This is a genomic window from Sphingomonas sp. LH128, assembly GCF_000293195.2.
Classification (GTDB): Bacteria; Pseudomonadota; Alphaproteobacteria; order Sphingomonadales; family Sphingomonadaceae; genus Novosphingobium; species Novosphingobium resinovorum_A.
On the sequence record NZ_ALVC01000144.1, the window covers coordinates 16,915 to 27,743 of the forward strand.

9 protein-coding genes are annotated in these 10,829 nt (G+C 64.6%); all 9 read left to right on the top strand.

Features of this window, described 5'->3' with window-relative positions:
- Positions 1–107: 107 nt before the first annotated feature.
- Positions 108–731: a DUF4197 domain-containing protein gene (locus LH128_RS12675; protein ID WP_008830035.1), complete on the top strand. Its 624-nt coding sequence runs from the start codon at positions 108–110 to the stop codon at positions 729–731.
- Between the two features lie 236 nt (positions 732–967).
- Entirely contained in the window at positions 968–1,618 is a 651-nt protein-coding gene (gene fsa, locus LH128_RS12680) for a fructose-6-phosphate aldolase (RefSeq protein WP_008830036.1), read from the top strand.
- 173 nt (positions 1,619–1,791) lie between these two features.
- Entirely contained in the window at positions 1,792–3,606 is a 1,815-nt protein-coding gene (cobT, locus tag LH128_RS12685; RefSeq protein WP_008830037.1) for a cobaltochelatase subunit CobT, read from the top strand.
- A gap of 289 nt (positions 3,607–3,895) precedes the next feature.
- Entirely contained in the window at positions 3,896–4,504 is a 609-nt protein-coding gene (locus LH128_RS12690) for a hypothetical protein (protein WP_008830038.1), read from the top strand.
- Between the two features lies 1 nt (position 4,505).
- The gene (locus LH128_RS12695) at positions 4,506–5,702 is read left to right on the top strand and encodes a M48 family metallopeptidase (RefSeq protein WP_008830039.1); all 1,197 of its coding nucleotides are present in this window, start codon (positions 4,506–4,508) and stop codon (positions 5,700–5,702) included.
- Positions 5,703–5,714: 12 nt separating this feature from the next.
- On the top strand, positions 5,715–6,302 hold the full coding sequence (locus tag LH128_RS12700; protein ID WP_008830040.1) for a hypothetical protein: 588 nt from the start codon (positions 5,715–5,717) through the stop codon (positions 6,300–6,302).
- An 86-nt stretch (positions 6,303–6,388) separates the two neighbouring features.
- On the top strand, positions 6,389–7,852 hold the full coding sequence (gene cysS / locus LH128_RS12705; protein WP_008830041.1) for a cysteine--tRNA ligase: 1,464 nt from the start codon (positions 6,389–6,391) through the stop codon (positions 7,850–7,852).
- Positions 7,853–7,957: 105 nt separating this feature from the next.
- Positions 7,958–8,896: a D-2-hydroxyacid dehydrogenase gene (locus tag LH128_RS12710; RefSeq protein WP_008830042.1), complete on the top strand. Its 939-nt coding sequence runs from the start codon at positions 7,958–7,960 to the stop codon at positions 8,894–8,896.
- Between the two features lie 140 nt (positions 8,897–9,036).
- A complete protein-coding gene (locus LH128_RS12715) occupies positions 9,037–10,710 on the top strand; it encodes an acetolactate synthase large subunit (RefSeq protein WP_008830043.1) in 1,674 nt (557 codons plus the stop codon).
- Positions 10,711–10,829: the final 119 nt, after the last annotated feature.

A 10,829-nucleotide genomic window follows, 5' to 3' on the forward strand; every position in this document is an offset into this window, starting at 1 on the left:
CGCGGGCAAACGGGGTCGTGAAGGAGTACGCGCAGATGAATGGGGGATCGAGCATGCAGGCAGTGGGACGACGGGCAGTTTTGGCCGGATTTCTGGCTACGGGCGTCATGGCACTACCAGGCTGCACCACGATCGGGCGGCCCAGCTACACCGATATCATCGAGAACCTGCTGATGCTTTCCAGCCAACGCGCCTTCGCGCGGCTGACGCAGCCCGACGGTTTCTGGGACAGCCAGGTCGCCCGCATCAACATGCCGGTGCTGTTCGGCCGTCCGGGGTCGGTGGCTCAGAAGGTGTTCCGCTCGCCGCTGTTCAAGGAAAAGCTCCAGCGCGAACTGAACCGCATCGCCGAGGACGGCGCGCGCGTCGCGGCGCCGATCGTCTACGATGCGGTGCGCTCGCTGACGGTGACCGACGCGCTGGCTCTGCTGCGGGGCGGCGATACTTCGGCGACGACGTTCCTGCGCCAGTCGATGGGCTCCGGCCTCGTCAATGCGATGATCCCGGAACTCGACCGGGTGATGCGCATGGCCGAGGATCCGATCCTCAATACCGCCGTCAATGCGCTGACCGGCGTGAACATGGCGGACGCGGCGCATGCCCTGGCGCTCGAGGCGGACAATGCGATCTGGTACGAGATCGGCGCGCAGGAAGCGGATATCCGCGCGCATCCCGAAAGCACCAATGACGGCGCGCTGATCGCGGCGTTGAAGCTGGCCAAGGGCATTTAATCGATAAACCCCCGTCATCCCAGCGAAAGCTGGGACCGCTGGCCGAGCCAAGCCCAACCCTCGGCGGGGCTGGGTTCGAACGCGCGTTGGCCGTAACAGGCCAGCGGTCCCAGCTTTCGCTGGGATGACGCCGGTTGTGCGCGCATGCCAACACGGGTGGCACCCCGGCGCGGCATTGCCTATAGGGGCGCGCAGAATCGCCGCCCCCATCGCGGCGCCGCAGGGATACGCACGCCATGAAGTTCTTCGCCGACACCGCCGAAATCGCCGACATCAAGGAACTGGCCGACACCGGCCTGCTCGACGGCGTGACCACCAACCCCTCGCTGATCGCCAAGTCGGGCCGTGATTTCATGGAAGTCACCGCCGAGATCTGCAAGCTGACCACCGGCCCCGTCAGCGCCGAAGTCGTCGCGCTCGACCACGCGGGCATGATGCGCGAGGCCGAAATCCTCCGCAAGATCGCCGACAATGTCTGCATCAAGGTGCCGCTTACCATCGACGGCCTCAAGACCTGCAAGGCGCTGACCGGCGAAGGCACCATGGTCAACGTGACGCTGTGCTTCTCGGCCAACCAGGCGCTGCTCGCCGCCAAGGCCGGCGCGACCTTCGTGTCGCCTTTCGTCGGCCGTCACGACGACAACGGCTTCGACGGCATGGCGCTCATCAGCGACATCCGCCTGATCTACGACAACTACAACTTCGCGACCGAGATCCTCGTCGCCTCGGTGCGCCACGGCGTTCACGTTCTGGAAGCCGCGCGCATCGGCGCCGACGTGATGACTGCGCCGCCGTCGGTCATCAAGGGCCTGTTCAAGCACGTCCTGACCGAAAAGGGCATCGAAGGCTTCCTCGCCGACTGGGCGAAGACCGGGCAGTCGATCTGATCTGACGGGGCGGGGCCTGCCCACCCCGTCCGGCCAGGCCCTGCGGGCCACGCTTCCCGGCCCTCCCGCATGCGGGAGGGGGCAGGGGTGGGCTTCAGCCTCACGCCTCAAACCACCCCCTCTCACATCGCCCATTTGAGCCAGCCGCGCCAATGCGCTAGGCACCTCGGGCAATGTCCGACGAATCCCCAACCGATCGCTTCAAGTCCGTCCTCACCGGAGCCTCGCGCGCCATCGCGCAGGAGGCGGAGGTCGAAGTGAACTGGACCGCCGATGCGCCCAGTTCCACCGGCAACACCTTCCGCGTGCCGATGCCCGGCCGCAGCCTGCCGCGCGCCGCCGCGATGCAGGCGCGCGGCTTCGCCGACAGCTTCGCGCTCAAGCTGCGGCATCACGACGACAGGCTGCACATGCGCAATGCCCCCGCCGAGCCGACCGCGCGCGCCGCGTTCGATGCGGTGGAGACGGTGCGCTACGAGGCGCTGGGCGCCAATGCCTACGACGGCATGCGCGACAATCTCGATGCCGCGCTGCTGACGCGCATCACGTCCGATCCCATCAGCCGCGCCGACACGCCGGACGCGGTGCCGGTCCCCGCAGCCCTTGCGCTGCTGCTGCGCGAGCGCCTGACCGGTCAGGAAATCCCCGAGATCGCGCGCCCCGGCGTCGAAATGGTCCGCAAGTGGATCGAGCGCAAGGCCGGCACCGACTTCGATGCCCTGGCGAATTCGCTGCACGACCAGAAGGCGTTCCAGAGCCTGTCGCTCGACATGCTGCAGCACCTTGAACTCACCCGCGCGGAGGAAGTGCCGCAGGAACCCACCGACATGGAAGACATGGACGGCGAGGAAGAGACCGAGGAGCAGGAGGAAGGCGGCGAAGAGGGGCAGGACCAGAATCCCGCCGAAATGGCCGCCGAACCCTCGCAGGGCGACGACGAGGGCGAGAGCGAGGCCGAAGGCGAAACCTCCGACGACATGGAGGAGGGCGAAGACGGCCAGGAAGGCGAGGAGGGCATGCTCCCCGTTCGCCCGAACCGTCCATGGACGGACATCCCGGATAGCTTCGACTACAAGGTCTTCACCGAAGCCTTCGACGAAGTCGTCGGCGCCTCCGATCTCTGCGACGAGGAGGAACTGACCCGCCTGCGCGCCTATCTCGATGCGCAGCTCAAGGGCCTGCAGGGCGTGGTGACGCGCCTTGCCAACCGCCTGCAGCGCCGCCTGATGGCGCAGCAGAACCGCTCGTGGGACTTCGACCAGGAAGAGGGCCTGCTCGATGCCGCGCGTCTGGCGCGCGTGGTCGTCTCGCCGGGGCAGTCGCTGTCCTACAAGATCGAGCGCGACGTGGAGTTCAAGGACACCGTCGTCACCCTGCTGCTCGACAATTCCGGCTCGATGCGCGGCCGCCCCATATCGATCGCGGCGATCAGCGCGGACGTGCTGGCACGTACCCTGGAGCGTTGCGGCGTGAAGGTGGAGATCCTCGGCTTCACCACCCGCGCGTGGAAGGGCGGGCAGAGCCGCGAAAGCTGGCTGGCGAACGGCAAGCCCGCGCACCCCGGCCGCCTCAACGACTTGCGCCACATCGTCTACAAGAAGGCCGACGAACCCTGGCGCCGCGCCAAGAAGAACCTCGGCCTGATGATGCGCGAGGGGCTTCTCAAGGAGAACATCGACGGCGAGGCGCTGCTCTGGGCGCACAACCGCATGCTGGCGCGTCAGGAGGACCGCCGCATCCTGATGGTCATCTCCGACGGCGCGCCGGTGGACGATTCGACCCTCTCGGTGAACTCGGCGGGCTATCTGGAAGCGCACCTGCGCCGCGTGATCGAATGGATCGAGAGCAAGTCCCCGGTCCAGCTGGTGGCGATCGGCATCGGTCACGACGTGACCCGCTACTACCGCCGCGCCGTGACGATCATGGATGCCGAGCAACTCGGCGGCACGATGATCGAGCAGCTCGCGGGGCTGTTCGAGGAGGAGTGATGCCTGCCGTCCTGACCGTTCAGGGCCAATCTAGCTGGGAGATTTACGAGCCTCCTACCTAAAAAGTCTTACAGGTCGGGCATTGCTTCGAAAATTTCTGTTGCTCCCTCGTAAAGATCGCGCAATTTCAGCGTGAAACGGGGGAATCATAATGATGTATGTGCGACATTTCGTGCGTGCGCTCTTGGCGGGCGTACTAGTTCTGTGTTCTGCGCAAGTCGTTGCTCAGGAAAAGACTGGGAATAAGCCCGGTTTCTCGCTCAAGCCGGGGACCGTGCGGATTGTTCTGATGCGACCCACAATCCGCGTCGGAGAACAGTCCACGGGCGGCATGAACGAACCGAACGCCGACTGGACGGCGCAAGCGCGGGAAAATCTGGGCACGGCGCTCAAGGATGCGCAGGGTCAACTCGGTAATGTCGTCGTCGATTACGACGAGGGCACAAGCAGCGACGGCAGCGTGGTCGGGCAGTACGAGAACCTGTTCGGCACCGTGGCGGATTCGGTGATCGAGTTCCAGTTCTTCCCCGGCAACAGGCTTCCAACCAAGAAGCGCAAGGACACCTTCGAATGGGGCGTCGGCCCCGGCATCGCCGAGATCAGCTCGCTCAAGAATGCCGACTATGCCTTGTTCATCAATACGTACGATTCGTATGGATCAGCGGGCCGCAAGGCACTGCAGATATTCAGCGCGATGGCTGGTGTCAGCGTGACGTCCGGCGTCCATTGGGGCCATGCCGGCCTGGTGGACCTTAAGACCGGTGAATTGGTCTGGCTGAATGCCGACCGCCAGATGGGCGGTGATGTGCGCACGCCCGAAGGCGCGATCAAGCGCGTTACCCAGTTGTTGGAGGGCTTTCCCGGGCGGATGGCCGGCGTGCCGGTAGCGGTGAAGTGAGATGGGCCGCCTGACGGTTGCGTTCGGCGCGGCCGTGGCGGGAGTTCTGCTTGCAGGAACTGCCCCGCCGCCGCCAGCAACGACCCCTTTCTCGACCACGCTTCCGCCTTACGTCCAGGCCTATGAACCCACGACCGTCGATGAACGCGGACTGTGGATGGAGGCTGATGAGCAGGAACGCACGCTGCGCGATTCCGCACTCGTCATGCACGAGGACGACCTCAACCGCTACGTGAAGGGTGTGCTGTGCAAGGCCGTGGGCCAGGAACGCTGCCGCAGCGTCCGGGTCTATGTCCTCGAAGTTCCGCAGTTCAACGCCTCGATGTCGCCAAACGGCACGATGCGGGTGTGGAGCGGCTTGCTGCTCAGGGTGCAGAATGAAGCGGAACTGGCGGCCATTCTCGGCCACGAATTCGCGCATTTCGAGCTGCGCCACGGGCTGCGCGCGTTCAAGCAGGCACGCAGTTCCACCGATGTCGCGGCATGGGTGGGGCTTCTCGGCGCGGCGGCGGGGGTAAGCCCGGCGGCGCTGCAGATGAGCGTGATCGGCGGTATCTACCGCTTCAGCCGCGATCAGGAAGCCGCCGCCGACATGCTCAGCCTCGGCTACATGGCGAATTCGCCATATCCCAATGCCGCCGCCGCCGACGTGTGGCGTTACGTGATGGGAGAGGACGACGCCCGCTCGATTTCGCGCGGCTTGAAGCCGAAGCAGGCGTATTCGTCGGGGTTCTTCGATACCCATCCGGCTTCGCTGGCCCGCGCGACTTACCTGCAAGAGGAAGCCATGCGCCAACCGCATCCGGGTGACTATGGCGCCAAGGCCTACCGGGATGCGATGCGCCCGTACCTCGCTCGTTTTCTGGCCGCGCAGGTCAAGGCGAACGACTTCGGCGGCAGTGAATACCTGCTCCAGAAGATGTCGGGGGTCGAAGGCTGGACGGGTGATCTGCTGTTTGCACGCGGCCAGCTGTACAGATCGCGGGGCAACCCGCGCGACCTTGCCACCGCCTCGCAATTCTTCCGCGAGGCGATCACCCAGGGCTACGCCGAACCGGTCGTCTATCGCGAACTGGGTCTCTCGCTCATGCGCAACGGAGAACAGGCCGACGGCCGCACCGCCCTTCAGGAATACCTCACACGCAGTCCGGATGCCTCCGACCGCGGCATGATCAATGCTTTGGTCGCCACCAAATAGGATTTTGCAAAGATGAAGAAGGTACTTTTGGTTCTGCTTGCCGCGCTGGCGATGCAAGCTCCTGCGGTCCACGCCAATTCGCTGATCGCGGCAGGCCCGACCGCCAAGATCGCCAAGTCGTCGATCGCGTCCTCTCCGGACGGCGAGTGGAACAAGCTGAGCTTCAGCGGCGGACCGAATGTCGAAGTCTGGACGCGCGACGGCGACAACCTCAACAAGGTCTCGTTCTTCGGCGGCGTGGCTGCCGGCATGCCCATCTATCGGGAAGCCAACAAGAAGAAAGCGCCGCTCCCGAAGGTTGATGGTGCCATGCTTTTGCCCGACATTCCTCTGCTGCTCGAATCCACCTATCGCGCGCGGTTCCAGGTCAACCGCATGGCGATCGACAGTCAGGACGTGACGACGGCAGGTGGAAGGCAGGCAATTCGCTTCACGTATTCGTACGTTCGCGACGAGGATGGCGTGGAGCGCAAGGGCGAGGCCATCGGTACGATGGTCGACAAGAAGCTCTACCTTGTCACCTACGAGGCGCCTTCGATCTATTACTTCGGCAAGGATCTGGAGGCGTACCACAAGATCGTGGACTCGCTGAAGTTCTGACCCTGCGGTATGGGGGCGGCGCCTTGCGCTGCTCCTATACCTGCCATCGGCTTGACTGCCGCGCCGGGCTGCCTATTCGGCAAGGCATGACCGACGCATCCCAGCTGACGCTGTTCAACAGCCTGACCCGCAAGCTCGAAATGTTCGAGCCCGTCCACCCGGGCGAGGCGCGCGTCTATACTTGCGGGCCGACGGTCTACAACTACCCACACATCGGCAACATGCGCGCCTATGTCTTCGCGGACATTCTGGGTCGGACGTTGAGCCACAAGGGTTACAAGCTCACCCACGTCATCAACATCACCGACGTCGGCCACCTGACCGACGATGCCGATGCGGGCGAGGACAAGATGGAGAAGATGGCGCGCACGCAGTCCCAGTCCATCTGGGACATCGCGGAGCATTACACGCAGGCCTATTGGGCCGACATCAAGGCGCTGGGCATCCGCCAGCCGGCGAAGTGGTCGATCGCCACGGACTACGTGCCGCAGATGATCGCATTCGCCGAGAAGATCGCGCCAATCCATTGTTATGAATTGGAAAGCGGCCTCTATTTCGACGTCTCCACCGTCGCCGATTACGGCCGCCTCGCCCGCGCCGTCACCGAGGAGGGCGAGGGCCGCATCGAGGCCGTCGAGGGCAAGCGCAACGCCGCCGACTTCGCGATCTGGCGCAAGACGCCCAAGGGCGAGAAGCGGCAAATGGAATGGGATTCGCCCTGGGGCAAAGGCGCGCCGGGCTGGCATCTCGAATGCTCGGTGATGAGCGGCGACCTGCTCGGGTTTCCGTTCGACATTCACACCGGTGGCATCGACCACCGCGAGATCCACCACCCCAACGAGATCGCCCAGAACCAGGCGTTCTGCTGCAACCCCGGAGACTCCTGCGGTCTCGACGTGCCCGCAAATTCCGGCGCCAAGGTGTGGATGCACAACAATTTTCTTGTCGAGCGCTCAGGCAAGATGAGCAAGTCGTCAGGCGAATTCCTGCGGCTGCAATTGCTGATCGACAAGGGCTACCACCCGCTCGGCTACCGCATGATGTGCCTGCAGGCGCATTACCGCAGCGAGCTGGAATTCAGCTGGGAAGGTCTCGCGGCCGCACTGGTGCGTCTCAAGCGCATGATCATCGTCGCCGAGCGTCTTGCCGACGTGGAAGCGGGCGAACCATCGCATCCCAAGCTCGCGCCGATGCTCGAAACTTTCGAGAAGGCGATCGGCGAAGACCTCAATACCGCGATCGCGCTGACCGCGCTGGAAGAGGTGTTGGCCGCGAAGAAGGTCGATCCCGCCGCCAAGCGCGCCGTGGTCGAGGCAATGGACGCGGTGCTCGGGCTCGACCTGTTCGGCACCGCGCGCGCCGATCTGCGCCTGCGTCCCAAGACGGCGGCAATTACCGAGGCGGAGATCGAGGACGTGCTCGCCGCCCGCAAGCAGGCGCGTGCCGACAAGGACTTCGCGACGTCCGACGCCCTGCGTGACGAACTTGCCGCCAAGGGTGTCGAGGCGATGGACGGCGATCCGCTCGGCTGGGAATGGAAGCTGGCCTGATTGTTGCCATGAACGCAAGGGCGGATGCCGAACCCGCCCTTGTCTTCCCGCGCGGATGCTCCGAGGCTGGCAAGCTATTGTAGTTGCCCGGATTAGGAGTGCCCCATGACCGCCGCGCTGATCAATGCCAACTCGCGCCCATGGCTGGAGGGCAAGCTGCCCGAAGGCGTCGAGCCGCTGTGGTTCGAGGATGCCGACCAACTCATGGCGCTGGCACCTCGCGCCGAAGTGGCATGGCTGGATATGATCGCACCGCCCAAGGCCCGCGAGGCATTGCCCCTGATGACCGGGCTCAAGTGGTATTGCGCCATGTCCTCGGGCGTGGACTGGCTGCCGCTCGACCTTTTCCGGGAGCGCGGCGTCGCGCTGACCAATGGCGCGGGAATCCATGCGCAGAGCGTATCCGAATATGCGCTCATGGGCATGCTGACGATGGCCAAGGGCTGGCGCGAGGTCGTGCGGGCGCAGGATCGCCACGAATGGCTGCCCGATTCGCCGGGCAAGCGCGAGTTGCTGGACAGCGAAGTGCTGGTGATCGGCGCGGGCGAGATCGGCGCGAAGATCGCCGGGATGCTGTGTGTATTCGGCGCCAAAGTCACCGCCGCGCGCCGCACGCCGGGTGAAGGCGAACTCGGGCAGGACGAATGGCAGGGCGCGCTCGGGCGGTTCGACTGGGTGATCCTGATCGTCCCCTCGACGCCGCAGACGACCGGCATGTTCGGCGCGGAGCAGTTCGCGGCGATGAAGCCGGGCGCGGTCCTGCTCAATTTCGCGCGCGGTACGGTGATTGACCAGCACGCGCTGCTCGCCGCGATCGATTCGGGGCATCTGGGTGGGGCGTTCCTCGACGTGACTACGCCCGAGCCGCTGCCCTCGGACCATCCGCTGTGGTCGCGCGAGAACGTGCATATCTCCATGCACTTGTCCGGCCGCGCGCAGGATGCATTGTTCGCGCGCGGCTCGGCGCGGTTTCTCGGTAACCTCGGGCGCTATTTACGCGGAGAGCCGCTGGCGCATCAGGTCGATCTCGCGCAGGGTTACTAGCTCTGCTTGCCCCCGCCTGATATTTTCTACGGCGAGGCTGATTAATTCATCAGGGACGGTCCTGAACAGAATCGCGTATCAGCCTCGATCAAGACGGCCGGGCATCAGGGACCGGCGGCAGGAAGAGGGAAAGCTGGATCATGGCCGAGAGCGACAAGCGCAAGGCGTCGGACCTGTTCATCGAATGTCTCGAGCAGGAAGGTGTCGAGTATATCTTCGGCGTGCCGGGCGAGGAAAACCTCGATTTTCTGGATTCGCTGTCGCGTTCGAAGCAGATCAAGCTGATCCTGACGCGTCACGAACAGGGCGCGGGGTTCATGGCCGCCACTTACGGGCGCCACACGGGCAAGGCTGGTGTCTGCCTCTCGACGCTGGGGCCGGGGGCGACGAATTTCGTCACCGCTGCCGCTTATGCGACGCTCGGCGGCATGCCGATGCTGATGATCACCGGCCAGAAGCCGATCAAGAAGTCGAAGCAGGGCCGCTTCCAGATCCTCGACGTCGTCTCGATGATGCAGCCCATCACCAAGTATGCGCACCAGATGGCGTCCTCGGACAATATTCCGAGCCGCGTGCGCGAGGCGTTCCGCATCGCCGAGGAAGAAAAGCCCGGCGCGGCGCATATCGAACTGCCTGAGGACATCGCCGACGAGCACACCGATTCGCGCCCCGTTCCGCGCTCGATCGTGCGGCGCCCGACGGCGGACGTGAAATCGATCGTCCAGGCCGTCGATGCCCTGCAGACGGCGAAGCGTCCCGTTCTCGTGATCGGCGCAGGCGCGAACCGCAAGATGACCAGCAAGATGTTGAGCGAGTTCGTCGAGAAGACCGGCATTCCGTTCCTCACCACCCAACTCGGCAAGGGCGTGATCGACGAGCGCCATCCCAAGTTCCTGGGCTGCGCTGCGCTGTCCTCGGGCGATTTCGTGCACCGCGCGATCGAGGACGCCGACTGCATCGTCAACATCGGCCACGACGTGATCGAGAAGCCGCCGTTCTTCATGCACAACGACGGCACCCGCGATGACCGCACGGTGATCCACATCTCGACCAAAACGGCCGAGGTGGATCCGGTCTACTTCCCGCACATCGAGGTGATCGGCGACATCGCCAACGCCATGTGGCAGATCAAGGAGGCGATCACGCCTTCGCCCAAGTGGAACTTCGATTCAATGCTGCGCTTCCGCGCCGCCGAGGTCGAGCACACCGCGAAGCTGGCGGCGGACGAGCGATTCCCGATCTTCCCGCCCCATGCCGTGCAGCAGGTGCGCGACGCGCTGCCCGACGATGCGATCGTCTGCCTCGACAATGGCGTCTACAAGCTGTGGTTCGCGCGCGGCTATTGCGCGATGAAGCCCAACACGGTGCTGCTCGACAACGCGCTGGCGACGATGGGGGCAGGGCTGCCCTCGGCGATGGCGAGCGCGATGGTCTATCCCGAGCGCAAGGTCTTCGCGGTCTGCGGCGACGGCGGGTTCATGATGAACAGCCAGGAGATGGAGACGGCGGTGCGCCTCGGTCTCAACCTGACGGTGCTGATCCTGAACGACAATGCCTATGGCATGATCCGCTGGAAGCAGGCCAACATGGGCTTTGCGGACTTCGGGCTGAACTATGGCAACCCGGACTTCGTGCAGTATGCGCAGAGCTACGGCGCCAACGGCTACCGGGTTGAGAGCGCCGCGCACCTCAAGGAACTGCTCGCGCACTGCCGCGATACGCCGGGCGTGCATCTGATCGACTGCCCGGTCGATTATTCCGAGAACGATCGCATCCTGAATACCGAGATCAAGGAACTCTCGCGCGCGCTCTGAAGGCGCTCATCCTCCCTGTCGCGTAGCGATGGGGAGGTGGCAGTCGCGCAGCGACTGACGGAGGGGGCTTTGAGCGCGCTACCCCTCCACCACCGACTGCGTCGGCGGGGGCCCCCCCC